The sequence below is a fragment of the Pseudoalteromonas thalassia genome, assembly GCF_049257215.1.
GTDB classification, from domain to species: domain Bacteria; phylum Pseudomonadota; class Gammaproteobacteria; order Enterobacterales; family Alteromonadaceae; genus Pseudoalteromonas; species Pseudoalteromonas lipolytica_C.
On record NZ_JBMMUE010000001.1, the window covers coordinates 416,706 to 440,737 of the forward strand.

Annotated in this window: 23 protein-coding genes; 12 read left to right on the plus strand and 11 right to left on the minus strand. The window is 40.1% G+C overall.

Features of this window, described 5'->3' with window-relative positions:
* Positions 1–28: 28 nt before the first annotated feature.
* Both AAEU31_RS01975 and AAEU31_RS01980 read left to right on the plus strand, forming a co-directional pair.
* A complete protein-coding gene (locus AAEU31_RS01975) occupies positions 29–781 on the plus strand; it encodes a hypothetical protein (protein ID WP_421966253.1) in 753 nt (250 codons plus the stop codon).
* A 49-nt stretch (positions 782–830) separates the two neighbouring features.
* The gene (locus tag AAEU31_RS01980; RefSeq protein WP_135924040.1) at positions 831–1,064 is read left to right on the plus strand and encodes a hypothetical protein; all 234 of its coding nucleotides are present in this window, start codon (positions 831–833) and stop codon (positions 1,062–1,064) included.
* On the opposite strand, the gene AAEU31_RS01985 is transcribed toward AAEU31_RS01980, so the two are convergent.
* From AAEU31_RS01985 to AAEU31_RS01995, 3 genes are read right to left on the minus strand one after another with little or no spacing between them, the layout of a single operon-like run.
* Positions 1,061–1,441: a diacylglycerol kinase gene (locus AAEU31_RS01985; protein ID WP_075594281.1), complete on the minus strand. Its 381-nt coding sequence runs from the start codon at positions 1,439–1,441 to the stop codon at positions 1,061–1,063. The two genes, AAEU31_RS01980 and AAEU31_RS01985, sit on opposite strands and share 4 nt — an antisense overlap.
* Positions 1,442–1,461: 20 nt before the next feature.
* Positions 1,462–3,087, minus strand: a complete 1,626-nt coding sequence (locus AAEU31_RS01990; protein WP_421966254.1) for a phosphoethanolamine transferase — start codon at positions 3,085–3,087, stop codon at positions 1,462–1,464.
* A 15-nt stretch (positions 3,088–3,102) separates the two neighbouring features.
* The gene (locus tag AAEU31_RS01995; protein ID WP_421966255.1) at positions 3,103–5,046 is read right to left on the minus strand and encodes an LTA synthase family protein; all 1,944 of its coding nucleotides are present in this window, start codon (positions 5,044–5,046) and stop codon (positions 3,103–3,105) included.
* A 174-nt stretch (positions 5,047–5,220) separates the two neighbouring features.
* On the opposite strand from AAEU31_RS01995, the gene AAEU31_RS02000 reads away from it, so the two are divergent.
* The 4 genes from AAEU31_RS02000 (at position 5,221) to AAEU31_RS02015 (ending at position 9,812) form a co-directional block, all read left to right on the plus strand.
* Positions 5,221–5,895 (plus strand): response regulator transcription factor, encoded by a 675-nt coding sequence (locus AAEU31_RS02000; RefSeq protein ID WP_135924044.1) that lies wholly within the window; start codon positions 5,221–5,223, stop codon positions 5,893–5,895.
* Positions 5,895–7,304 (plus strand): sensor histidine kinase, encoded by a 1,410-nt coding sequence (locus tag AAEU31_RS02005; RefSeq protein ID WP_421966256.1) that lies wholly within the window; start codon positions 5,895–5,897, stop codon positions 7,302–7,304. The genes AAEU31_RS02000 and AAEU31_RS02005 overlap by 1 nt, the downstream gene beginning before the upstream one ends.
* 78 nt (positions 7,305–7,382) lie before the next feature.
* Positions 7,383–7,571 carry a DUF3185 family protein gene (locus tag AAEU31_RS02010; RefSeq protein WP_135924046.1) on the plus strand — a complete coding sequence of 63 codons (189 nt, stop codon included), beginning with the start codon at positions 7,383–7,385 and terminating at the stop codon, positions 7,569–7,571.
* A gap of 66 nt (positions 7,572–7,637) precedes the next feature.
* Positions 7,638–9,812 (plus strand): exonuclease domain-containing protein, encoded by a 2,175-nt coding sequence (locus tag AAEU31_RS02015; RefSeq protein WP_421966257.1) that lies wholly within the window; start codon positions 7,638–7,640, stop codon positions 9,810–9,812.
* A gap of 28 nt (positions 9,813–9,840) precedes the next feature.
* Here the strand turns inward: AAEU31_RS02015 and queC are convergent, their stop codons facing one another.
* Entirely contained in the window at positions 9,841–10,521 is a 681-nt protein-coding gene (gene queC / locus AAEU31_RS02020; RefSeq protein WP_281546462.1) for a 7-cyano-7-deazaguanine synthase QueC, read from the minus strand.
* A gap of 122 nt (positions 10,522–10,643) precedes the next feature.
* On the opposite strand from queC, the gene queE reads away from it, so the two are divergent.
* Entirely contained in the window at positions 10,644–11,309 is a 666-nt protein-coding gene (gene queE, locus AAEU31_RS02025; protein WP_135924049.1) for a 7-carboxy-7-deazaguanine synthase QueE, read from the plus strand.
* A 299-nt stretch (positions 11,310–11,608) separates the two neighbouring features.
* Positions 11,609–12,214, plus strand: coding sequence for a peroxiredoxin C (locus tag AAEU31_RS02030; RefSeq protein ID WP_135924050.1), 606 nt, complete (start codon positions 11,609–11,611; stop codon positions 12,212–12,214).
* Positions 12,215–12,282: 68 nt separating this feature from the next.
* On the opposite strand, the gene AAEU31_RS02035 is transcribed toward AAEU31_RS02030, so the two are convergent.
* Both AAEU31_RS02035 and smpB read right to left on the minus strand, forming a co-directional pair.
* The gene (locus tag AAEU31_RS02035) at positions 12,283–14,808 is read right to left on the minus strand and encodes a TonB-dependent receptor (RefSeq protein WP_421966308.1); all 2,526 of its coding nucleotides are present in this window, start codon (positions 14,806–14,808) and stop codon (positions 12,283–12,285) included.
* 264 nt (positions 14,809–15,072) lie between these two features.
* Positions 15,073–15,552 (minus strand): SsrA-binding protein SmpB, encoded by a 480-nt coding sequence (smpB, locus tag AAEU31_RS02040; RefSeq protein WP_063700124.1) that lies wholly within the window; start codon positions 15,550–15,552, stop codon positions 15,073–15,075.
* Positions 15,553–15,685: 133 nt separating this feature from the next.
* On the opposite strand from smpB, the gene AAEU31_RS02045 reads away from it, so the two are divergent.
* Positions 15,686–16,126: a type II toxin-antitoxin system RatA family toxin gene (locus AAEU31_RS02045; RefSeq protein ID WP_135924052.1), complete on the plus strand. Its 441-nt coding sequence runs from the start codon at positions 15,686–15,688 to the stop codon at positions 16,124–16,126.
* Positions 16,123–16,449, plus strand: a complete 327-nt coding sequence (locus AAEU31_RS02050; RefSeq protein ID WP_135924053.1) for an RnfH family protein — start codon at positions 16,123–16,125, stop codon at positions 16,447–16,449. Before AAEU31_RS02045 ends, AAEU31_RS02050 begins: the two co-directional genes overlap by 4 nt.
* A 43-nt stretch (positions 16,450–16,492) precedes the next feature.
* Here AAEU31_RS02050 and AAEU31_RS02055 read toward each other — a convergent pair whose 3' ends face one another.
* Positions 16,493–16,855 carry an outer membrane protein assembly factor BamE gene (locus AAEU31_RS02055; RefSeq protein WP_421966258.1) on the minus strand — a complete coding sequence of 121 codons (363 nt, stop codon included), beginning with the start codon at positions 16,853–16,855 and terminating at the stop codon, positions 16,493–16,495.
* A 117-nt stretch (positions 16,856–16,972) separates the two neighbouring features.
* Between AAEU31_RS02055 and AAEU31_RS02060 the strand changes: the two genes are divergently transcribed.
* Complete coding sequence (locus tag AAEU31_RS02060; protein WP_421966259.1) at positions 16,973–17,302, plus strand: GIY-YIG nuclease family protein; 330 nt, start codon at positions 16,973–16,975, stop codon at positions 17,300–17,302.
* On the opposite strand, the gene AAEU31_RS02065 is transcribed toward AAEU31_RS02060, so the two are convergent.
* The 4 genes from AAEU31_RS02065 to ilvC all read right to left on the minus strand — a co-directional run bounded on the left by AAEU31_RS02065 (position 17,291) and on the right by ilvC (position 22,944).
* Positions 17,291–18,202 (minus strand): M28 family peptidase, encoded by a 912-nt coding sequence (locus AAEU31_RS02065; protein WP_421966260.1) that lies wholly within the window; start codon positions 18,200–18,202, stop codon positions 17,291–17,293. The two genes, AAEU31_RS02060 and AAEU31_RS02065, sit on opposite strands and share 12 nt — an antisense overlap.
* Positions 18,144–19,328, minus strand: coding sequence for a tetratricopeptide repeat protein (locus AAEU31_RS02070; RefSeq protein ID WP_235403608.1), 1,185 nt, complete (start codon positions 19,326–19,328; stop codon positions 18,144–18,146). The genes AAEU31_RS02065 and AAEU31_RS02070 overlap by 59 nt, the downstream gene beginning before the upstream one ends.
* Positions 19,329–19,412: 84 nt before the next feature.
* On the minus strand, positions 19,413–21,326 hold the full coding sequence (locus AAEU31_RS02075; protein WP_421966261.1) for a methyl-accepting chemotaxis protein: 1,914 nt from the start codon (positions 21,324–21,326) through the stop codon (positions 19,413–19,415).
* Between the two features lie 145 nt (positions 21,327–21,471).
* Positions 21,472–22,944 carry a ketol-acid reductoisomerase gene (gene ilvC / locus AAEU31_RS02080; protein WP_135924059.1) on the minus strand — a complete coding sequence of 491 codons (1,473 nt, stop codon included), beginning with the start codon at positions 22,942–22,944 and terminating at the stop codon, positions 21,472–21,474.
* A 146-nt stretch (positions 22,945–23,090) separates the two neighbouring features.
* Between ilvC and ilvY the strand changes: the two genes are divergently transcribed.
* Positions 23,091–23,993 carry an HTH-type transcriptional activator IlvY gene (gene ilvY, locus AAEU31_RS02085; protein ID WP_421966262.1) on the plus strand — a complete coding sequence of 301 codons (903 nt, stop codon included), beginning with the start codon at positions 23,091–23,093 and terminating at the stop codon, positions 23,991–23,993.
* Positions 23,994–24,032 lie beyond the last annotated feature (39 nt).

The following is a 24,032-nucleotide window of genomic DNA, read 5'->3' on the forward strand; positions in this document are numbered from 1 at the left end:
TTTAAAAAACTAAAAAATGGATACTAAAGTGAAAGCAGTTTTGTTAAGTGTAATCGTACTGATTGGTAGCTCTTATTCATCATGGGCTACTGCCGCAACAAAGCATATCAAAATAGTAAAACCTGTGGTTGCAGCGTTTAAAGCAGGGGATAAAGCGGCGATTGCAGAACGAGTCCACTATCCATTGCAGCGTAAAGCCCCTCTTAAAGACATTGAGAATAAGCAAATGCTTATCGATAAATTTGAGCAGGTATTTGATCAGCAATTTGTTGAGTCGATAGCTAACTCAAATATTCGTCATGATTGGGAGATGATGGGTTGGCGCGGTATTATGTTTGATTCAGGCAAACTTTGGTTAGACTTTGATGGCTCTATTTGGGCTGTGACCTATCAATCAGATGCAGAAAAAACATTACGCGAAGCGCTTATTGAAGAGCAAAAACAAGCTTTACACGAAACCCTTCGCGAATTTACTCAGCCGATACTAACTTGGAAGACAAAAAAGCATTTAATTCGTATTGATGAGTTGGCAGAAAATCAATACCGCTATGCGGCTTGGGATATTGAACAATCAATGCTGGATGATCCAAGATTGGTGATAACAGGGGGCACGTTAAGCTTTGATGGTAGTGGCGGTAACCATTTTTATACATTTATGAATAACGGCTATCGCTATGTGTGTCATGTTATCGTGCTAGGTACTGAACAATCTCCGGCAGGGCAATTAGAAGTATTTAAAAATAATGTACAGATTTTGTCTGAGCCTGCTTTGGGTTTTTAGGCGTTTTTGCTTACTTTGAACTACACTTACTTTTTTAAAGGAGTAAGTTATGAGTACAAAATTTTGGATTTTAAGAGCCACTAGAGTTTTCACGCTGGTGGCTATTTTATTGTTTATGGTAGAAATCCTTAAAGGTCACGACACACAAAGCGCATTAAGTTTTGCGTTACTTTGGTCATTTATTGCAACGGCAATTTTTATCGCAACCCGTTTATATCACTCATCAAAAGGGCGACATTGTGCACTTTGTAATGACACCCCGGATGATAAAAAAGCCAGTTAACCTAGGTTGTTAACAAATACACCGCCCCATACTAGCGCACAAATTGTAAGAGCAATAAGTACGGCTGCTGACCCCAAGTCTTTAGCTAGGCCTGATAACGGATGAATTTCAAGGCCTATGCGGTCTATTGCTGCTTCAATTGCCGTATTGACCACTTCAGCAAACATCACAAATAGCACAGATACAAGCAGCATGATTTTCTCATACAGGGTAATTTGCCAGACAAAAACCACGGCTATGGCAAGGACCAATAGTATCAGCTCTTGTTTAAAAGCAGATTCATGTTTTGCTAACCACGTGAATGCACGTTGGGAATTTTTAAATGCAAGGCGAATACGTTTAATGCCTATGGGTTTGTTAGTGCTATCAAATTGCATAGTATGAAATCTCTATTTCGTTAGCTTTGTTTTGAGCAAGCATAAAAAATGTCTTGCTCAGGATTATATTTAGTACTTCCGACATGGGTTAAGCCAAGTAGGGTGTCAAAAATGTTATCGTGCGAAAAAGCATGGTTACGCTGTTGTTCAATACATTGGTTAAAGCGGCTATCGGCTAGCTTATTACTCCAAAACAGCATAGGCACTTGAGTTTGCTCTTTTGGCGCTAGTGCATATGGAAAACCGTGTAAATACAAACCTTTTTCACCTAACGACTCACCATGATCAGAGACATATAGCAGTGATTTATCATCCGCTTTACTGTCTTTAAGCAAGTTGATTAGTTTACTCAGCACTAAGTCGGTATAAGCAATGGTATTGTCATAGGTGTTTGTGAGTTGCTCGCTGCTACAATTTTGGATATCGCTACGTGGGCAGTCAGGCAAAAATTTAGTGTCTTTTTTTGGGTAGCGGCGATAGTAGGTTGGCCCATGTGAACCAATCATATGTAACACCACTAGTTGGTGCTTTGCATTACTCTTGGCAAGTGTTGCTGCTAACTCATCAACAAGTACCTCATCAAAACAGTAATGGCCATCACAAAGTGGATTGCTCTTTGTCGGTTCTATCGTTTGTGATTTAACACGCACGCAAACCCCTTTGCAGCTGCTGTTATTATCAATCCATGTTACTTCAACTCCACTTCGTTGAATGATATCAAGCGCATTCTCTTGGCTTTGTGCTATACGTGAATCATAGCTGTTGCGGTCTAATCGAGAGAACATGCAAGGTACAGAAATTGCGGTTGCTGTACCGCATGAACTAACATTACTGAAATATTTTACCCCAAGCTTAGGTGTATTTTGATTGGTTGGTTTTTCATAACCTTGCAGTGAAAAATTGGCAGCTCGTGCTGTTTCGCCTACTACCATAATAGTGAGTGAGCTTTGCTGCTTAGCCAATAAATGCGGTGTTTTATCTAATACTTTAAATGGTAAAGGTGGATAAAAATAATTATCGCGCAAGTACTTATAACCTGCAGTGTAAAATGCAAAAGGAGTTATGTAGCTCGTTAATTGGCGGTTATTACGCCCTACAGAGGCATAATCTTTATAAAATGGTACCGCAATAATGGCTACAACGATAACAGCTGCAAGGTTTAATAGCGCAAAGCTTTTTAGGCGTTCGCGAAAGTGGCCAACAATCTTAAAGCGAGAAAACAAATAGGCTGGCAGCACCCCAAGCACACCAATAAAAGCGATCACTTGTACATTCAGGTATGAAAATGCCTCACCTGAATTTGTTTCTAAGACATTTTGCAACATGCTTTTATCGAAGATCACGCCATAGTTCAAAGTGGCATAAAACAGCAGTGACGAGAGCACCACGCTTGTCAAAAGTATGGGCTTTACAAAGGTGATTAACGACAGCCAACTTAGCACCATTGCCGTCAATGCCAATAAGAAAAACGGCACGGTTATTATGAATAACCAGTCGACATGCCCAGGCTTGGCTGCCGCCTCAAACACGTTATATAAAAATAAGCCGTTAAAAGCGATAACTAAATATAAAGACACTAGCCAGACAAATTGGCTGTAGCTAACGGGCCATTTTTTAGTAAAAAGTTGTTTGATTTGCATACTCATAGTCATTCCTCATCGCTATGATTTATTCGGTAAGCGATACAGCTTTTCGGTATAAGCAAGATTGCTAAATAAGACATGAGCCAGCGCTTTTTTGGCAAGATTTAAGTCAGTGGTGGGTTTATCAATGGCAACTTGGCTTTTATTGGTTGTGTCATAACGCCAATAACTCACTTTTTGGTTTGGCATTAGTATTACCGCCTCACCATTTTCTACATAAGCAAAGTTGTCGTAATACTGCATCATGGCGCGCTCAACAGGGTATTGTTTAGTTAAGTCATAGCCAAGCATGGGAGTTGCTTGCCCTGCACCTAATAAAGACAACAAAGTAGCAGGTAAGTCTATTTGGCTGACTAAGCGAGTATCGCGCTTTGCTTTCACATCACTGTTTAGGATCACAGCAGGAATATGGAAAGATTTAAGCGGTACAGGCTCTGAGCCAAACACCCGTACATCATGATCAGCAACCACTAAAAATACCGTGTCTTGCCAGTAATTTTGCGTTTTTGCCTTTGCGATGAATTTACCTAATGCATAATCAGCGTATTTAATTGCTAGGTCGCGTTTGTAGTTTTCTGGGTCGTGACCATCAGGTAGCGTTACTTTACCTTCTGGTACATCGAATGGGTCGTGGTTACTTGACGTAAACACAAGGCTGAAAAAAGGTTTGCCCGCTTTATTTAACTCGTTTAGCTCTTTATCAGCTTGATTAAACAAGTCTTCGTCGCTTACTCCCCAAGATGAGATAAACTCTGGGCTTTGTATGTCATTAATATCGACAATATCGCTAAAGCCATTCCCTAAGAAAAAGCTTTTCATGTTATCAAAATGGCTTTCACCGCCGTAGATAAATTGGGTGGTATAACCGGTGCGGGCTAATACATCGGCAAGAGAAAAAAAGTTGTGCTGTGATTTAGAAAGTTTTACCACAGAGCGTGAAGGGGAAGGAGTAAACCCCGTTGTAACTGCTTCGATACCACGAACAGAGCGTGTGCCAGTAGCGTATAAATTATCAAACCCCCAGCCTTGTTGATAAAGCTTATCTAGTTCAGGAGTCACGCCAATGCCACCTAATTCACCAACAAAGCGTGCGCCTAAGCTTTCTTCTAAAATGATAACTAAATTCTTTTGTTTGCCGGTGTTAAAAGGCAGGTTGTTAGCAAGAGTAGGAATACTCTCAGTGATAAATTGCTGTTTATAGGCGGCTTGCTTGACTGTTTGTAAAATTTCATCACGTGGCATGGTGCCATACAAGCTACTGGCATTTTTTTCATTGCCCATATTTTTAATAGCAAATGCGACACTGTAAGTTGAATTAAGGGCCAAGGAGTTAACCAGCGAGTCACTTGAAAAGTACACTAACGCAGGATTTAACGGGCGATGACTTACAGTACCTCTTGCGCTAATTAAACAAACTAATAAGGTGGTAACGAGTATTACAACTTGGCTAACTTTTTTAGAGTTTTGTTGTTTACTAAATGCTGCGCTTATAAAGCGATACGTAAACACACAACTTAATGTTGCAATAATTAAGCTGCTTATCATAGCCAGCAGATGGCCATTTAACAGCATAGAGAATACTTCTTGAGGATAATCTAGGTATTCGACAAATAAGCGATTTGGTCGCACATCGTATTGGTTAATAAACGCGGGTGTCGAAGCCTCAACAACCACGATTAAAGTCACAACTAGGCTGCTATAAAGAGTAAAAGCATGTTGAAATAAAGCGGTCTTACTGCGCAAAAACACGTTAGCAAGTAACATCAAAACAGCTAAGGCTGATAAGTAACCAAGGCTACTCAAGTCGATTCTCAGGCCACCCATTAGCACCGCTAAGCTGTCGCCATCAACGAGCCGTTGCTGTTGCCATAACAGCAAGCCAATTCTCGACAGCATAAAAACTGCCATTAATAATAAGGTAAAACGAAACAAAGGTTTTAAAACGGAGAGTTTTGCTGTCATAGTCGTACTTACTTAATCGAAACTACGGCAATAGTAGGAAGCAAAACTTAAGAAATCCTTATGGTAATCTTAATATTTTCTAAACCAGAAAAACTTCAGTAAATCTTAAGTGAATCTTAAGTTTGGTGGCGTAACCTGATGACGTAAAAGTGTTTTTACCTATTTGAGTAACATATGAAATTGTTAATTATTGAAGATTCAGTGTCATTAAGACGTAGTCTACGAATTGGCCTTGAAAACCTAGGTTTTACCATTGATGAAACTGGCGATGGTGCTGAAGGACTTAGTATGGCAATGACAGGAGATTACGAATTAATCATACTCGACATTATGTTACCCAGCATTGATGGTATTACCCTATTACAAACAATTAGAGCAAAGCAGCTCGATGTGCGTGTGCTGATTTTATCTGCCAAGCAAGAGCCTGAAGACAAAGTGAAAGGGCTGCTGACAGGGGCTGATGACTACCTAACAAAACCATTTTCGTTTGATGAGCTTCATGCAAGGTTATTAAACTTGATGCGTCGCGGTGGCTTGAAAACAATCAGTGACGTGATCCGCATAGATAACCTGTCTTTGAACTTACAATTAAAACTGTTGCAAGTCGGTGACACTGTCATCGACCTTACACCCAACGAATACAAAATTGTTGAGTGCTTATTTAGCAATCAAAATAAAGTAATTACATCAGAAAAGTTAAGTACTTATATTGCTGGGCAATATGACTTGGTTTCGAAAAACTCTATTGAGGCGCATTTATCATCGGCACGTAAAAAGGTTAGAGCGGCAGGTGGTGAGTTACCTATTCAAACCAAGCGCGGCTTTGGTTACATAATTCAAGGAAGGTGATGAAATCAATTCGCAGTAAATTAGTTTTTACTCTATCCATAGCTATAACAGGGCTTGTTTTAGGTATTTTATTAGCCACAGATATTGCCGTCGACAGCTGGATAGATAATGAGTTTAACCGTGGCTTACACTCAAAAGCTGGTATGCTAATGACACTGGTACATGAGGACGACCAAGGGATAGGTTTTAACCACCCAGGTGAGTTTATGCCGGAGTTTGATGGCCGAGTTGAACCTGAGTATTTTCAAGTGTGGACTGATGAGGGCGTACTTATTCGCTCACCAAGTCTTGATTTATTTCCAGTAAAGAGCCTTAAGTTTCAAGAACTAAAACTCGGTGAAGCGAAAATAATGACCACCCAGTTACCAGATGGTCGAGATGGACGGATCATTTATACTCGCTTTCAACCGCAGTTTGATCCACATTCGCACCACAGCTCTTATGATGGGGTGAGTAAGCCGAACTTTAAAACACTCACGTTGGCTTATGCCGCATCTTCCGAAGAAGTTGATTTTATATTATGGCTTATCGACATTATTTTTGTGGTAACCACAGTAACAGTCATTGTCTTTATTCGTTTATTTGTGCGTAAATCGGTCGACAGCTCGCTAGCACCACTCAATAAATTAAATCGTGATATAAGTAAGCTCAGTATCGCTGATAAAAACTCAATAATTGTTGTTAAAGAACCAGTTAAAGAGCTGCAGCCGATTGTAAATAGCTTAAATGCCTTTATTCAAGAAAATAGGCAGCTTTACTTTCGCGAAAAACGTTTAACCTCAGACATCGCTCATGAACTAAAAACCCCTATTGCTGAGCTAATCAACATGACCGAAGTGGCAATTCGTTTTCCTGATGAAAAAGAATTTGAAGCCGATTTTAAACCCGAGGTACTAAAAATTAGCCAACGGTTAAAAAGCATTGTGTCGAACTTATTGCTACTGCATAAATACAGTAATGAAGCCCTACCAAAACAAGACGCTTGTGATTTAAATCAGGTCATAATGCGCATCTTAGAAAAGTGCGATTTAGAGCGAGTTGAATTTGCACTTCAAGAAGATATACCGGCGATTGTTAGTAATCTATTTGCACTTGAATCAATCATCACCAACCTTGTCAATAACGCCAAACAATATAGCCCAGAAAAGAGCGTAGTGACTGTAAGTACGCAGTTGAATGACGAGGGTAAGTTGCAATTCTCTGTTACCAATGAATTAAAAGTATCCTTAACAGATGAAGATATTAGCCAGTTATTTGATCCACTATGGCAAAAAGACAGTGCCAGAACGTCTAATGATAACTTCGGTTTAGGTTTATCCATTGCCAAGGCGTTAAGTCGAGCAATTGGTGCAGAGCTTCATGTTTCGTTAAGTGGGCAAAACATAATCTTTAGTTTGATTATTGCTTAAGGTTTTGCAGCTAATTATTTTATGTGCAAAACTGTTCGTACTAACATGTAATAAAAAACAACAATAAGGAACAACACAATGGGAAAAATTATAGGGATTGCTTTAATTGTTATTGGTGTAGCACTCGCGGTTTGGGGTTACAACGTGTATGACTCGGCGAGTGCGCAAATTAGCCGCACGTTTAGTGGTGATACACCAATTGAAGCTTGGCTCGGTATGGTGGGTGGCGCAATTTGCGCGGTTGTCGGTATTTTAAAAGTTAAATAGCCTCAAATATTGAAATCGTTTAGCTAATACCCGATACTGTGATTATATACAGTGTCGGGTTTGGCTATGAAAACACAATTACCAGCAAAATATTATTTAAGTCACTTCTTTGAGCTTGCTGAGTTTATTCAATCTCAGTGCAGGCATCTGCTTTTAGCAGAGCAGCAGCAATTTCTTAAAAAACTCCTTCAACTTGATGAGCAAAGCTTGTGTACTTTGCTGCGTATTTATTCTCGTAAGCCAAAAATTGTCGCATTGTCATCATTAAATTATGAAGAGATCCCTAATCTTCACGGTGCTATTTTTAAGTTAAAACAACAAGGACTGGTAGCGCATCCTAACAACGACGAATTAGATCTATTGCTTGAACATTTAACAAAGCCAACCCTGTTAACCTTATTAGCAAACGATGCGTTAATGGCGACTCAAGCTGATTACAAAAAGTCAGCCAGCAAACAGAGCTTAACCCAACTGTGTAAACAACATATCGATCGTAGCCACGCTGATTTAGAGGCATTGTTTAGTCAGTTTGTAGTTAATAGCCGAGACCAATATTATGAATATTTTGAGTTTTTATACAGTGGCCGACTGAGTGGCGGCGATATAAATCATCAAAACCGATTTGTGATGCGTGACTTAGGAATTGCAAAAGTGCGTAGCGATGTCAGCGAGAGCTTATCGCGTTTTCAAACGCTAGCCGAGGCACAAACACATTATCAATTAAACCAATTACGCATGCAGTTTAAGCAAAGCGAGTCACAAACACAGTATCAAAACTTAGCCCATGCGCTTTTAGCTATCAGCTGTGAAGATGAACTAGCCCAGAGTATTAAAAATAAGTTACTTATTCGCCTATACAAACAACTCAAAGAGCATAACTTAGCATTTGCATTTGAGTTACTTGAGCACTGTGAAGGCAGCAGTGAAGCGCAAGAGCTAGCTATTCGCCAGCGTTATAAGCAAGGAGATAAAGACTGGGTTGAGCAAAAGCTTGAAAGTATTATTCAAGACCCACTTGATGATGGCATTTTGTATTTCGCTGAAGATTTTTTACAGCGTAAATATAACAAGCAACAACGTTCACGCTTAACACAAATGCTCATGGATACAGAGCATCAATTAGAGATTGATGATATTTACCGCGGCGATGTAGAGCAAGGAGTGTGCGGGCACTATCAACAGCTTGGTAACACGGTATTTTTTACTGAGAATAATCTTTGGTTGAGCTTCTTTACCTTAACGTTTTGGCAAGAGCTTTTTATAGAGACTCCGCACCCGCCGTGTAATGAATTTGATATTTACCCAAAGGTGTTGCAGGCTGATTGCTTTTACACTTTGCAACAAACACAAATTGAGCAAAAGCTTGCAAATTTCACTAGCAATGAAGCCTTGTATAAACATGTCTGCAAAAATGCAGGGCAGTTTTACGAAATACCTAATGGTGTTTTTATGTGGCATAGCGATATTTTAGAGCCGCTAGAGGTATTAATAAAACACAGCCCGCTTGCAAATTTAAAAGCGCATTTATTACAAATGTCAAAAACCTTTAAGCAGCTAAAAGACGGTTACCCAGACTTGATGGTGCTAAAAGGGGATAAGCTCACCTTTGAAGAAGTAAAAGCCCCTGGCGACAAACTAAGACGTAACCAACTTGTCAGTATTGAGGTGTTAAAACAGCAGGGCTTTGCAGTAAATATCGTTGCAGTAAATTGGTTTAATGATCCGAACCGTATTTATAGTGTCGTTGATATAGAAACCACGGGTGGCGTACAAGGTAATAATAAAATCACCGAAATTGCAGTTGTGCAGTTACAAGCGGGCGAAGTGATAAAGCAGTGGGCAAGTTTAATCAATCCTGAGCGAAGTATTCCTGCCTTTATCACTAAGCTAACAGGAATTAATGCTGCGATGGTGCGTGATGCTCCTCGCTTTGAAGAGGTTGCCGATACACTGCGTTCACTTTTAAAAGGCAGTGTTTTTGTTGCCCATAATGTGAATTTTGATTACGGTTTTATTCGCAAAGAATACAGTGCAATCGGGCAGGGCTTTAAAATGCCAAAGCTATGTACAGTGGTTGAGTCGCGCAAAGTATTTCCAAAGCTTAAGTCTTATTCACTCGGTAATTTAGCGGCACATTTTGAATTGAATTTAACTAATCATCACCGAGCATTAGCCGATGCGACTGCTACTGCAGAGCTGCTAAAACTTATCCAACAAACACAATCAAAAAAGGCGAGTTAATCTCGCCTTTTAAACTTAAACGTTACGGTTATTCGTACTCGATAGGGTCGGTAACGTTATTTAATGCGAAAGCTTCTAAGCGTTCTTGGCAGGCACCACATTTGCCACAGGCTTTGTCGCGGCCGTTGTAACAGGTCCATGTTTGGCTGTAATCAAGACCCATTTTTAAACCGTCTGTTAAAATGTCGATTTTGGTATTGTTTAAGTACGGGCTGAAAATCTCAACAGCGTCGTAATTAGCAATACGGCAAACATCATCCATTTTTTGCACAAACTCAGGGCGACAATCAGGATAAATAGCATGATCGCCTGAATGCGCACCGTAATAAACTTTGCTGGCTTTTAAAGACACCGCATAACCCACAGCAAGTGAAAGTAAGATCATGTTGCGGTTAGGCACAATTGTGCTCTTCATGCTTTCTTCTTCGTAGTGACCTTCTGGCACGTCAATATCGTCGGTCAGTGATGAACCACCAATCAATTGGTTGATTGCTGAAATATCAACAATTTTATGTGGAACACCTAATTTTTCACATACTTGAGCGGCAACTTTAAGCTCTTTAACATGACGCTGGCCGTAGTCGAACGACAGGGCATACACTTCGTGGCCTTGTTGCAGGGCTTTATTTAATACGGTAAACGAGTCCATACCGCCGGAATAAATAACAACTACTTTTTGCGTCATAACTGTTTTGCTCTTACTTTTGATAGAGGTTTACTTCAGGGCGCGATATACTACACGGCTCGGGCCTAAATAACAATTTTTGCCAGTGTTTTTGGTTTATCTGATGGTATGTATTTTATACCGTCGTGTCGTAAGTGAGATGTCTTTTGTACAAAATTAACGAAGTGTTTGAAACAATTCAAGGTGAAGCAAGTTTTACGGGTACACCTTCAATCTTTTTACGTTTACAAGGCTGCCCTGTAGGCTGTGCTTGGTGTGATACGAAGCAAACATGGGATGTTGATAATGTATATAAAGTGTCTCTTGATGACACGGTCGAGAAAAAAGCGGATTCTGATCATTGGGCAGAAGCATCAGCAGAGCAAGTATTAGCATTATTTAAAGAACGTGGCTATAACGCTAAACATGTTGTTATCACCGGGGGTGAGCCATGCATGTACGACCTAAACCCAGTGTGTGAACTATTACATGCAAATGGCTACTCGACGCAAATTGAAACCAGCGGCACATTTGAGATTTTAGCGCCTGAGCAAACATGGGTGACCGTATCACCAAAAATTAATATGCGTGGTGGCTATAAAGTACTGCGCAGTGCGATGCAGCGTGCTGACGAAATAAAACACCCTGTTGCAATGCAAAAGCATGTTGAAGAGCTTGAAGACTTATTCTTAAAAACGGGTGTGAATCCACGTTTAGTGTACCTTCAACCAATTAGTCAAAAGCAGTCAGCGACCAAACTTGCTATTGAAACATGTATTGAGAAAAATTGGCGTTTATCAGTTCAGGTGCATAAGTACTTAGGGATTAGTTAGCTTCCGATGTACTGATTAAAGATGCGTGTTGTGCTCTGTAGAATATATCTTTGAGAGGGCACGCTTTACTCTTTAGTCAGTTGTTCATTCATTAATATTCAATGGATAATGAGTAACTTAGCTAAATCAATTTTTCCGATTGGTGATATCGATATTTCCGATTGTTCATTTATCTGTAACCTCTTTAAACTATCTTACAAAATATCAGTGCTTACTCTTGGTTTTTAGTTTTTTGGAACCATATAAAGGTAAGTATTGCTTATGCAATTGGAAATAAACTCAAATATTTGGAGATAAAAATGGGTGTATTAGTTGGCCGTCAGGCACCAGACTTTACTGCAGCAGCTGTTCTAGGTAACGGTGAAATCGTTGAAAACTTCAACCTAAAAGAAACTATCAAAGGTAAAAAAGCAGTTATCTTCTTTTACCCGTTAGACTTCACTTTCGTTTGTCCTTCAGAGTTAATCGCTTTCGACAAGCGTTTTGAAGAGTTCCAAAAGCGTGGCGTTGAAGTAATCGGTGTTTCTATCGATTCACAATTCTCACACAATGCATGGCGTAACACTGCCGTTGCTGACGGTGGTATTGGTCAAGTTAAATATGCACTAGTTGCAGACGTTAAACACGAAATCTGTAAAGCATACGACGTTGAGCACCCAGAAGCTGGTGTTGCTTTCCGTGGTTCTTTCCTAATCGACGAAGAAGGTAACGTACGTCACCAAGTAGTTAACGACCTTCCACTAGGCCGTAACATCGACGAAATGATCCGCATGGTTGACGCGCTAGCGTTCCACAGCGAGCACGGTGAAGTATGTCCAGCAGGTTGGACTGAAGGTAAAAAAGGTATGGATGCAAGCCCTGAAGGTGTTGCTAAATTCCTTTCTGAAAACGAAGGCGACCTATAATTTAGGCCTTTGTTAGCGAATTAAAAAACCCGCCAATTGGCGGGTTTTTGTTTTTAAGCTCAACGAGATTAATTAAAGCGCATTGTTAGCTTAGTATAGAAATAACGACCACGTGGGTTATGTACGCTCGATACATAGCCATATAAGTCGCCATCACCATCGCCGATCGCGAACGGAGGATCTTCATCAAACACGTTATTCACACCCACAGATAGTTTGATTTTATCTGAGAAGTTATACGCAGTTTGTAAATCAACCAGTGTTTGCGAATCAACCATACGTGATGTGTTGCTATCAAAGTCTAAGTTTCCATCAAAGTCGATGTCTGGTGTATCTTCAAACTCGCCTGTGTAGCTAACGTTCACATTGGTATTGAAGTCACCCATTTCCCAATTTGTTGAGAAAATCCAACGGTTCTCAGGATAACGGTACTCGCCTGTGTAATCGCGGCTATCTTTTTTAAATTCGTTTTGGTATGCCCATTCTAAATTGAATTTTAAGAAGCCGTAATCGTTCATAGCATGAGTGTAGTTTGCCGACACATCAACACCCGATACTTCTTGCGATGAAACGTTTTCAAAGGTGCTGTAAACTTTTTGGATTACACCTAAACTTTGACCATTTTGTGGTGCTAAACGCACACACACAGTGCTGTTTTGATCGTTACAGTTGTTATCATAGATAGGGCCGAACTCTTGTTCGTCTATCTTATTATCTTGTGTAATGCTCCATACATCGATTCCAAAGCCAAACTCAGCGGTTGGTGCCCAAATGAAGCCCACGTTCCATGACTCTGATTCTTCAGCTTCAAGGTTCGGATTCCCCGCAAATTGGATATTGTAATCTAGAGCATTACAATCCTGTCCCGTTGCCTGACAACGGTAAGTATCTACAAAGAACTGACTTTCTTCAGATGGACCTAAACCAATTTGTGCCAGTGAAGGAGCACGGAAACCTTGAGCCCAAGAGCCACGCACAGTAATTGAATCAGTTGGTGCCCAGCGCACAGCTACTTTAGGGTTTGTTGTTGAACCAAAGTCACTGTAATCATCGTAACGACCTGCTAATTGCAGCTCTAAGTTTTCTGCTAACGGAATTGAAAACTCAATATAAGCAGCATACTGATCGCGCTCTGCTGCAGCTGATACAGACTCAGTACCAAAGATTAACCCGCGTTGGAATTGGTCATCTGGAATATCGCTCACATCTTCTTCACGGTATTCAATACCTGCAGCCATCATCACTACATCATCGCCAAAGCTAAATGCTTCACCACTGATATTTGCATCAAATGATGTCATGTGAGATTCGCCGCGGCGAACTAAGCTTGTGGTAATACGATCAATAACTGCTTGGTCATTATAGGTGCCACCGAATGGGTTATAGTTACCTGCGTCAATTTCTTGTTGTAAGAAATCAGTGCGCACCCAACCTTGGCTTCTATCACCTGTTTGCATTGATTTACTACGGCCTTTTTGAACTGCCGCTTCCCAGCTCCAGTCACTGATCTCACCTCTTAAACCAGCAACAAAACGTAACGTATCTGACTCAATGTCCCATTGACGAGGGCCTGCATCTACCGTTCTGTAGCGACCAATCTCGATATCTTGGCCAAATGGGTTATTTGGATGACTTGCTGGCACTGTTAAGCCTGCATCTTCATCAAGAGGGGTAGGGGCACCAGCTGCTTGCGATGTATTATGTTGTACAGCCACTTCTAAGAAAGCTGAAATACCGTTATCAAAGTTGTATTCAAACTGTGATATAGCACCAACACGCTCTGATGCCGGAGTTACATAACCAAATGGGCCGTAGTCAAATAAACAGCTCCCACTTGCTGTGGCATTTTCTGCCGGGCATGCAGGGTCAATTGTTTTTTCGCCATCTACGTAAAAGTAGCCAGGGAAGCCACGCGATGAACGAAAATCCATGCCGCCATAAGGTTCTTGATTTGCAGTACCTAAGCGACCCATTTCATCAGAAGACAGCGCTGTGTTGTTAAAGTAGTCAATAATGATTGACGCACTGCTTTTTTCAGTACTCGTACCCCAAACTAGGCTTGCCGTTTTTTCTTCGTAGTTAGGACCATCAGTACCGCCGTAACCTAGGTTTACTTCCAGGCCATTAATATCTTTCTTTAAGATGATATTAACTACACCTGCAACTGCATCAGAACCATAAATTGCTGATGCGCCATCCTTTAAAATATCGATACGCTCAATAGCAGAGACTGGGATTGAGTTGATATCAACAAATGAATTGGTAATGCTTTCTGCAAAGGCACTAATAGATACACGGCGGCCATTAATTAGTACCAGTGTTGCATCTGAACCTAAGCCACGAAGACTCACTGCAGCGGCACCATTTGCTGTTGAGTCTTGGTTATTACCGCGCGTAGAGAAAGTTCCATTACCTGCAACTGGCATACGCTCCAATAGTTGCTGTAGATTGTCGTAACCCATATTGTCGATATCAGCACGACTAATAGATTGTACCGGTGAAGGGCCTTCAATATCAGAGCGTTTAATGCGAGAACCTGTAACTTCAATACGCTCGACCTTTTCAGCTCCATCTGATTGTGCGGCAACAGACATAAAACTTGTGCCACTTAACGCTGCAATTGTAAATGCATAGAGAGGTCGCTGTATAAAGCGGTGGGTGTTCTTCATAAATTTCAATCCTTGTTTAATTGTGAAAGTATTGTGAAAATATCACAGTAAAGATTGATATCATGTAAATGATAATGTTTGAAATAGCAAAAAAGTATGGGTTTTTAGAAGGGGTATTGATTTATTTGTAAAAAGCGAGAGTTTATAAGGGATAGGAGCCTAACCTTAGGTTAGGCTCAAAGAGCAGAATTATGCTTTATGTTTCATTAGGCGTTCTTTTTCACGCGCCCAATCTTTGTTTTTTCCGTCTTCGCGTTTGTCGTGCATCTTTTTACCTTTAGCAAGGTGGAACTCCAACTTCACCCAGCATTTTTTCCAGTACATTGCAGTTGCGATTAAAGAAAACCCATCGCGTTCTGTGGCACCGATAAGACGATCGATTTCACGCTTATTTAAAAGTAACTTACGATAACGAAGAGGATCGCAAATCACGTGAGTAGAAGCACTATTGAGTGGCTGAATTTGACTGCCAAGTAAAAATGCTTCGCCGTTTTTAATATGAATATAAGTCTCAGAGATGTTTACTTTACCAGCTCGGATACTTTTTACTTCCCAGCCCTGTAGTTCAACCCCTGCTTCGAACTTATCGTGTAAAAAATACTCATGGCGCGCTTTTTTGTTAAGCGCGATGGTATTACTTGTCGATTTAGATGATTTTTTCTTAGCCATAGTGGTTCATATTATACGTAAAAACAGCGTTTTTACATCGCTTTTTTAAGGCTTTGCATAAATTTTCACGCTACTAAAATTTGGGGAAATAGCCAAAGCTTGCTAAAATTCGCCGACACAGTTGGGAGTGAATATGCCGCAGATAGAAAAAAGTGCGCTGGTAATGTACAGCAGTAAAGAAATGTTTGATCTTGTGAACGATGTAGATGCGTACCCAGAGTTTTTGCCGCATTGCTCTGATGCGAAGATAATTGCACAACAAACTAGCGGCATGACAGCCAGCTTAGAGATCTCGAAAGCAGGTTTGAAAAAGTGGTTCACCACCGAAAATACCTTTATAGATGAGCAAACGGTTACGCTACGCTTAGTGGATGGGCCGTTTAAAAAGCTACAGGGTAAATGGCAGTTTTTACCTCTAGATGAGCAAGCATGCAAAGTGCACTTACATTTAGAGTTTGAATTTGCCAGTAAACTAATTGAGCTTGCTTTTGGTAAAATATTTAACGAAGTTGCTAAAAATATGGTGAATGCGTTTACTCAGCGCGCGAAAACTGTTTACGGAGCACGCACATGATTACTGTTGAAGTTGTATATGCGCTACCTACCACAGCGACAAGTTTACTTGTTGAAGTACCGGTAGGGACTAGTGCAGAGCAGGCGGTGATAAAGTCAGGTATTTTTGACAAATGTCCTGAAATCGATGCTAACAATTTAACATTAGGGATCTGGAATCGAACCTGCAAATTAAATCAGCAGGTTAAGGATGGCGACAGAATAGAGATTTATCGCCCATTAATTGCAGATCCAAAAGATGCACGCAGACGCCGAGCAGAAAAAGCAAAAGAAGAAGGCCGAGCAAACAAAGTAACGGGCGGTCGCCCTTTAAATAAAGCATAACAAAAAGGGTAGCTAAGCTACCCTTTTTGTTAAGTGTGATTCGTTACTCTTGCTCGAGCGGTGTATTGAATTCACTTGGCTGTTCATAATCACCTGAAAGTGAAACCAGTTTATCGTTTTCAAAGTTAAGCGTTAGTGATTTACGCTGTTCGTTACTACGACCAATATTAAATACATAAAGATAATGCCATGTATTATTGTCGAATGAATCTTCAGCTACTGGTTTACCAAGTACATAAAGAACTTGTTCGCGTGTCATATTGATGCGAAGTTTATCAACGTCAGATTGCTCTAAAAAGTTACCTTGTGGAATATTGATACGGTAAACCCAGCTTGAACACCCTGCTGTAGCACTTAAAGTAAGGGTAAGTACTAACCAAAAAGAAAAAGTTTTAAACGACTGCATTATTTGTTTGAATCCTTATTTTTTATACACTGCATGATACCGATTAGTCACAGAAGGTAAAACCCTTTTCAGTAATTGTTTTTACTGAAATGCGATTAACAATCACGAGGCATAAATTTGACCACAGATAATACAGAAAGTTTACTCGATCCAATAAAAAACAGCGATAACTCAGATGCTTCATGGCATTTGTATATTGTTCAGACTCGTTTAGGGCATTGGTATACGGGGATCAGTACCAATGTACAAAAACGTTTTGAAGCCCACCAAGCTGGCAAAGGTGCGAAAAATTTAAAAGGCAAAGGGCCGCTTAAATTAATTTACCAACAACAAGTGGGTAGTCGCAGTGAGGCAAGTAAATTGGAGTGTCGCGTAAAAAAGCTCACTAAGGCGCAAAAAATACAGTTTGTAGCCACATCTAAATTAACTACTAAGTTAGTCGGTTAGCTTGTCCATAAATTCAGCTATTTTTTGAATAGCGTGTTCATATAAATCGAAATTGATGTGTGCAATTGTATCAGTGCTTTGATGATGGTGCTTATCGTCACCCATACCAAAGTAAATATAAGGAATGTCAGCTTTAGCAAAAGAGTAGTGGTCACTTGCCTTAAGCCAGTTAACTTTTAAATCAAACAAACGGTTTAAATAGTGCGAAGAACTTGTTGCTATAAACCGTATTTTCTCGTCAGACAGTGAGTTTATGGCGTTTTTGTACTGCGATTGATGATTTAAAAATGCGATCATACGCGGTTTGTGCTGATTAACCACTAACATGTCTAAGTTAATGTTCAGCTTTACGTCGCTAGGATTTAATGTAGAAACGAAATAATCACTACCATGTAAGCCATTTTCTTCTGCATCTGTAGCAACAAACACAAGCTTATATGGGGATGTTTTCTCAGCAAAAATGGCTGCTATATAAAGAAGGGCTGCAACACCGCTGGCATTATCATTAGCTCCAGGGTAAAGACGACTGCCTTGTAAACCTAAGTGATCGTAATGTGCGGTTAACACGATTAATTTGCACGATTGGCAGCTGTTTGGCTGAACGGCAATAATGTTACTAGCTTGGGGTTGCTGGTAAAAGGTGCCCGAGTAGTGAAAGTCTTGGCGTTGAATTTGATAACCAAGGTCACTAAATCGCTGGGTAATATATTCTGCAGCCCTCTTAGCACCAACAGTATTCGTTTTTCGGCCATAAAACTGGTTTGATGTAAGAGTCGCTATATCGTGTTCAAGCTGTTTCTGTGAGCTTGCATTGACTTGAAAACAGCAAAAGTAAATTAAACTAGTCGTGATAAGACAGTTTTGCAGTATGTGAACGAAGCGCACGTAGCTTGCTTTCATAGCGTTTTTTATCTTCCTCAAAGTCAGCTTTATCGTTAGCCATGGTTAAATATTTTTTAGCCAGTTTTAAATCGCCAAGTTGATAATAAGTTCGTGCTAAACCAAAATCGGTATCATGTAATTTTGGGTCAAGCTCACGGGCTTTTCTGTAATGCTTGATAGCATCTCTATAGCGTTTTGTTGTATAGGCATCATTGCCAAGCGAAATATGATAATACGGGTTTGCTTGGCGTTTTTTGTCGAGCATAGCTAAAATTTCGCGACCTTGCTGTACTCTGTCAGTTAAATTATAAAGCCGAGCTAAATTGCCAAGAGCAGTGTTGTTGTCTGAGTTTAAGGTGATTGCATATTGATACGCTGTTTCTGCACGCTGAAAATCATTGTTAAGCCTAAAAAGTACCCCAAGATTTCCCCATGCACCAGAGTATTTATAGTCCGCATTAATCGCAGCTAAATAATAACTGTAAGCAAGGTCATAGTCATTTTTCAGCATTGCTGAAACACCTTTGTTGTTGTAGAACATTGCGGTGATTCGGGCTTTATTAATGTTAGTCGTTCTAAATGCTTCTTGGCGACTATTCGGATCAAAGTCGATAATAATTGCCCGTTCTTGTGGGTAAATCACCTTATGATTTACGGATGCTTTGTTGCTTTCTTTTACTTTTAAGTTTATGTGGCCTGTTAGCAAATTAAAGCCGTTATTGAGGGCCCAATATTCAGGTATATGAACTTGTTGAAATTGCCCTTCGAGTCCGAGGTGCTCAGCTAAGCTGTAGGCTAATATTGATAGCGATAAACAGTTTGCATTTAGATTGGCATAGCTTTGACCTGCCGTAAGTGTTGCACCTGATTGATATGAAAGTGACGAGTCTCCATTTTTAAGCAAAAAATAAAGTAACTTTTTGGCATTTTGTAACGTTCGAGCTTCTTTAGGAAAGGCAGTGTTGAGCTGCTCTTTAATTTGAGGGGTCAATGCAAATATCTGCTCTTGGCTTTCGACCTCAGATACAATGAATTCGTTGGCTTGTGTTAACGACAGTGGTGGGGGAACTAAGTTAGTTTGTGTACTATTGCAAGCGGTTAAAAAACTTAGACTCGATATTAAAGCAACGGTAATTGTTTTCATCTGACCCTCTAAATTCATGGCCTAATACTATTTAAGTATAGGCCGTGAATAAAAAAGGGTCAGTGTTATCTGTTACAAAACATGTCAGCGTTTATCAAATGTAGCAACAAGGTCATCTAAGGTTTGTGCGCTACTTGCTAAATCTTTAATCGCTTGCTCTGTATCAATTTGCTCACGCATCACGGTATCGCTGATATCACTAATTTGCTCAATGTTGCGGCCTACATCAGCTACCACGTTACTTTGCTCTTCAGTAGCGGTCGCAATGAGTGTTGCCATATCATTGATTTCATTAGCTGCATCATTAATGGCATTGAGCAACTCTACTGAACTTTGCATTGCTTCAACGCTAACCTGAGCCTGTGATTTCGAGTGATTTATATGATTTACCACTGAGTCAGAGGTGCTACTTAGTTCACTGATCATGGTTTGAATTTCAGTTGTTGATTGTGAAGTTCGGTTTGCAAGTGCTCTTACTTCATCTGCCACAACAGCAAAACCACGGCCATGCTCACCAGCTCGTGCGGATTCAATAGCCGCATTAAGAGCCAGTAAATTTGTTTGCTCTGAAATACCTCTGATTGAGTCAACGATACTGGCAATGGCTTGTGTTTTATGTGCCAGCTCATTCACTTGCTCTGTAATATTATCGATATCGGTCGCCAGTTCTATTATCGCTTCTTTACTTTGTGTGACCTGAGTGTGGCTTTGCTTAGTATTATCTTTGCTGCTTTGTGTTAACTTGGCAGTATTTGCAGCACTTGAGGCTATTTCTTGCACGGTTGCGCCCATTTCATTAATAGCAGCAGCAACAGAAATAGTTTGCTCTTTTTGATTATCAAGCGCTTCAGAGTTCTTTTGCGCTTGTTTAAAAACATGAGAGGCACTTTGTCTTATTTCGCTACTTTCTTGTGCAACTTGGCTGATAGCGGTTTCTATCTTAGAAATAAATTGATTGAAACCAGCTGATAAATTAGCAAGTTCAGGCTGCTCTGAGTCAGGTAGTCGGTACGCTAAATTAGCATCACCTGAGCCTAAACGAGTAAACAGTTCGGCCATTTTTGAAAGAGGAGATGACAGTGTGCGTGCTAATAATAAGCCTGCAAAGCTCGCTATCAGTGCAATAACAATAGCAAAGCTTATAATTTGCCATTGTAAAACTTGAATGCTCGAAAATACTTCATGTTTTGGTACCTGAGCGATAACAAATAGATCTGTATTTTTGATTGGACTTGCAGCAACTAAAGTGGCTTCACCATTAAGCTCGATTTCTTGTAGGTTGAAGTCTTGGTTTGTTAAGAGTGTGTTTGTAATACCCGGCGAGTAGATACTATCAAGTTTTGCTTTCGCGACTTTATCAGCATCTTTATGCAGCTGGATTAACCCATTTTTGTCAGCCAAAAATACAAACCCTGTTTCTTCGATTTGGAAGCGCTTTAGCATTGCTTGCATATCGTCAATGCTTTTTGCAAGGCCGGCTAAACCAATGCCATTGGTTTGCTGGTGGTTTACAAACATTTTCACATCAGTTGGTGATTCTTGATAGATACTAATAGAAAACGGCTGCGTTGTGTTAGTAAACGCAAAAAACCAACCATCTTGATCTTTAGTTAAAACTCGCAAGAAACCGTCTTGATTCCAGTATTGTGCCGTTTCACGATTAGCCCAAGAAGCGGTTGCTAAATCGTATTGCTTAACAAGGCGGTTAAGCTCTTTTAGCAGTGTTTTATCATCAGTATTGCCTGAACGCGCCCACTCTAATACAAATTCGTTACTAGAGAGTTGCTCAGCGGCGCTGATCATTTGATTTATATTGTGAGTAATATAATTATCAATTGCTTGCAGCTTGCTAGGTAGCTCAGATTCAATCATTCGTTGTTCGATGATTTGTTTTGCACTGTACAGAGCTGTTGCGCCAATGAGAGCGGCAACAATTAATGCAATTGCACTGCCAAGCAGTGTTATCTTTTTAGTAATGGTGAGTTGATTTAACGCCATGAAAGTGTCTTAGTTTACAACATTTAAGTCAGTAATTTTAGCATATACTTTGCAGATGACGAATCAATGTAGGAACAAAAAAAAAAGCCCAAAGCATATTAGCAATTGGGCTTGGTTTCTAACAAGCGAAACTTACTTTCCAGGGTTAAACAATTTTCTTCATTGCTGACATATAACCACGTAGCTTGCTACCTACTACCTCAACTGGGTGCTCACGTAGAGCTTTGTTTACAGCAATCAATGCTTGGTTATCTACTTGATTACTTGTTGTATCTAAGCCTTTACCAATTACATCTGTGTCGATGTTTTTCATAAAGTCTTGTAATAGCGGTAAACACGCATGGTTGTATAGGTAACAGCCGTATTCTGCTGTATCTGAAATTGTTCTGTTCATTTCGAATAGCTTCTTACGCGCAATGGTATTTGCGATAAGCGGCGTTTCGTGTAATGACTCATAGTAAGCTGACTCTGCGATAATACCTGCAGCAGTCATGGTTTCGAACGCAAGCTCTACACCAGCCTTAACCATTGCAACCATTAAAATACCTTGGTCGAAGAACGTTTGTTCGTTGATTTCTTGATCTGTATTTTGTTGCTTTTCAAATGCTGTTTCAGCTGTTTCAGCACGCCATGCAAGTAATTTTGCATCGTCTTCAGCCCAATCAGCCATCATGCCACGAGAAAACTCACCGCTGATGATATCGTCCATATGCTTGTTATAAAGCGGACGCATAATTGTTTTTAGCTCTTCGGCTAGTTCAAACGCTTTTATTTTTGCTGGGTTTGACAGGCGGTCAAGCATGTTAGTGACGCCACCGTATTTAAGAGCTTCGGTGATTACTTCCCAACCGTATTGAATTAATTTAGATGCGTAGCTTGGATCAATGCCTTTTTCGACCATTTTATCAAAACAAAGTAGTGAACCTGTTTGCAGCATACCGCATAAAATTGTTTGCTCGCCCATTAAGTCAGATTTTACTTCTGCAATAAAGGATGACTTTAATACACCTGCACGATGACCACCGGTGCCAACAGCGTATGCTTTAGCTTGTGCAAGACCATGACCTTGAGGGTCGTTTTCAGGGTGAACAGCAATAAGAGTCGGTACACCAAAGCCACGCTTGTATTCTTCACGAACCTCAGAGCCAGGGCATTTTGGTGCAACCATGATAACTGTTAAGTCTTCACGAATTTGCATGCCTTCTTCAACGATATTGAAACCGTGTGAATATGCTAGTGTTGCGCCTTGCTTCATTAAAGGCATGATTGCAGTAACAACAGAAGTATGTTGTTTATCTGGTGTTAGGTTTAGTACTACATCTGCTGTTGGAATAAGTTCTTCGTATGTACCAACAGTAAAGCCATTTTCAGTTGCGTTTAAGAATGATTGACGACGCTCGGCAATAGCTGACTCACGTAATGTATAAGAAACATCTAAGCCTGAATCACGTAAGTTCAAACCTTGGTTAAGGCCTTGAGCACCACAACCGACAATAACGAGTTTTTTTCCTTTTAAAGCATCAACGCCTTCAGAGAACTCTGAAGGATCCATAAATTCACACTGCGCTAATTGCGCTAACTGCTCTCTTAAAGGAAGAGTATTAAAATAATTCGCCATTGTTAGTGTCCTATAAAAAACTAATTTGTTAGAAAACAAAGAGCCAATCTGTTGCCCTTTGTGTGAGTTAACAGTATGCAATTTTTTGCCTTGCGTAAAATGATATATTTGAATTAAAGTGTTTCATAAAATGAAATGGTGGGTTTATGGATCACAAACATCTACATTACTTTTTGGCTTTAGCTAAGACGCTACATTTCGCCAGAGCGAGTGAGCTTTGTCATATTAGTGCGCCTACGTTAAGTCGAAATATTAAACAGCTCGAAGAAGAAGTCGGAGTGGTGTTATTTAACCGGGATAACCGCTCTGTAAAATTAACACGAGAAGGTGAGTCTTTTATTGAGTACGCTAATGCGACATTGGCCAGTTGGCATCGTTTTAAAGCAAATGTCCAAGAGCCCCAGCAACATATTTATGGCAATGTCAGCATATATTGCTCTGTGACTGCATCGTATAGCTTTTTACATCAAATATTAGAACAGCTTCGCATGCAGCATCCTTATATAGAGATCACCTTAAATACCGGCGATCCCGCGTTAGCTATTAACCGAGTATTAGATGGCCATGAAGCAATGGCAATCGCAGCAAAGCCAGCAAAATTACCTGGGCAAGTTGCTTTTACCAGTATTGGTTACTCTCCTTTGGTATTAATTGCACCAAAAATTGTCTGTCCGATCAGCGAAAAGCTTGCAAGTGCTGAGCAAATTGATTGGTCTGCTTTAGAATTTATTGTTGCTGAGCAAGGTTTATCAAGGCAGCGCCTAGAGCAATGGTGGCGAAAAAATAATATTCATGGCCGTATTTATGCTCAGGTGGCAGGACACGAAGCAATGGTTTCTATGGTGAGCTTAGGTTTAGGTATTGCTATGGTTCCTAAAATCGTTCTAGATAATAGTCCATTAAAAGACAAGGTGCAGATAGTTAGTGATACAGAGCAAAGTATTGATGGCTTTGAAATAGGTTTAGCAGTGCTAAACAAAGAGCGCCATGATCCTGCTTTAAACGCTATTTGGAGTATTGCACAATCAATGACACAACAGGCAATCTGATATTTTAAGATGATTGAATTGAAAAGTAGTTGTTAGTGA

Coding starts and splice junctions, on each gene's coding strand:
- AAEU31_RS01980 (WP_135924040.1), top strand. CDS start 831: ATGAGTACAAAATTTTGGATTTTAAGAGCCACTAGAGTTTTCACGCTG.
- AAEU31_RS01985 (WP_075594281.1), bottom strand. CDS start 1,441: ATGCAATTTGATAGCACTAACAAACCCATAGGCATTAAACGTATTCGC.
- AAEU31_RS01990 (WP_421966254.1), bottom strand. CDS start 3,087: ATGAGTATGCAAATCAAACAACTTTTTACTAAAAAATGGCCCGTTAGC.
- AAEU31_RS01995 (WP_421966255.1), bottom strand. CDS start 5,046: ATGACAGCAAAACTCTCCGTTTTAAAACCTTTGTTTCGTTTTACCTTA.
- AAEU31_RS02000 (WP_135924044.1), top strand. CDS start 5,221: ATGAAATTGTTAATTATTGAAGATTCAGTGTCATTAAGACGTAGTCTA.
- AAEU31_RS02005 (WP_421966256.1), top strand. CDS start 5,895: ATGAAATCAATTCGCAGTAAATTAGTTTTTACTCTATCCATAGCTATA.
- AAEU31_RS02010 (WP_135924046.1), top strand. CDS start 7,383: ATGGGAAAAATTATAGGGATTGCTTTAATTGTTATTGGTGTAGCACTC.
- AAEU31_RS02015 (WP_421966257.1), top strand. CDS start 7,638: ATGAAAACACAATTACCAGCAAAATATTATTTAAGTCACTTCTTTGAG.
- AAEU31_RS02030 (WP_135924050.1), top strand. CDS start 11,609: ATGGGTGTATTAGTTGGCCGTCAGGCACCAGACTTTACTGCAGCAGCT.
- AAEU31_RS02035 (WP_421966308.1), bottom strand. CDS start 14,808: ATGTCTGTTGCCGCACAATCAGATGGAGCTGAAAAGGTCGAGCGTATT.
- smpB (WP_063700124.1), bottom strand. CDS start 15,552: ATGGCTAAGAAAAAATCATCTAAATCGACAAGTAATACCATCGCGCTT.
- AAEU31_RS02045 (WP_135924052.1), top strand. CDS start 15,686: ATGCCGCAGATAGAAAAAAGTGCGCTGGTAATGTACAGCAGTAAAGAA.
- AAEU31_RS02050 (WP_135924053.1), top strand. CDS start 16,123: ATGATTACTGTTGAAGTTGTATATGCGCTACCTACCACAGCGACAAGT.
- AAEU31_RS02055 (WP_421966258.1), bottom strand. CDS start 16,855: ATGCAGTCGTTTAAAACTTTTTCTTTTTGGTTAGTACTTACCCTTACT.
- AAEU31_RS02065 (WP_421966260.1), bottom strand. CDS start 18,202: ATGAAAGCAAGCTACGTGCGCTTCGTTCACATACTGCAAAACTGTCTT.
- AAEU31_RS02070 (WP_235403608.1), bottom strand. CDS start 19,328: ATGAAAACAATTACCGTTGCTTTAATATCGAGTCTAAGTTTTTTAACC.
- AAEU31_RS02075 (WP_421966261.1), bottom strand. CDS start 21,326: ATGGCGTTAAATCAACTCACCATTACTAAAAAGATAACACTGCTTGGC.
- ilvC (WP_135924059.1), bottom strand. CDS start 22,944: ATGGCGAATTATTTTAATACTCTTCCTTTAAGAGAGCAGTTAGCGCAA.
- ilvY (WP_421966262.1), top strand. CDS start 23,091: ATGGATCACAAACATCTACATTACTTTTTGGCTTTAGCTAAGACGCTA.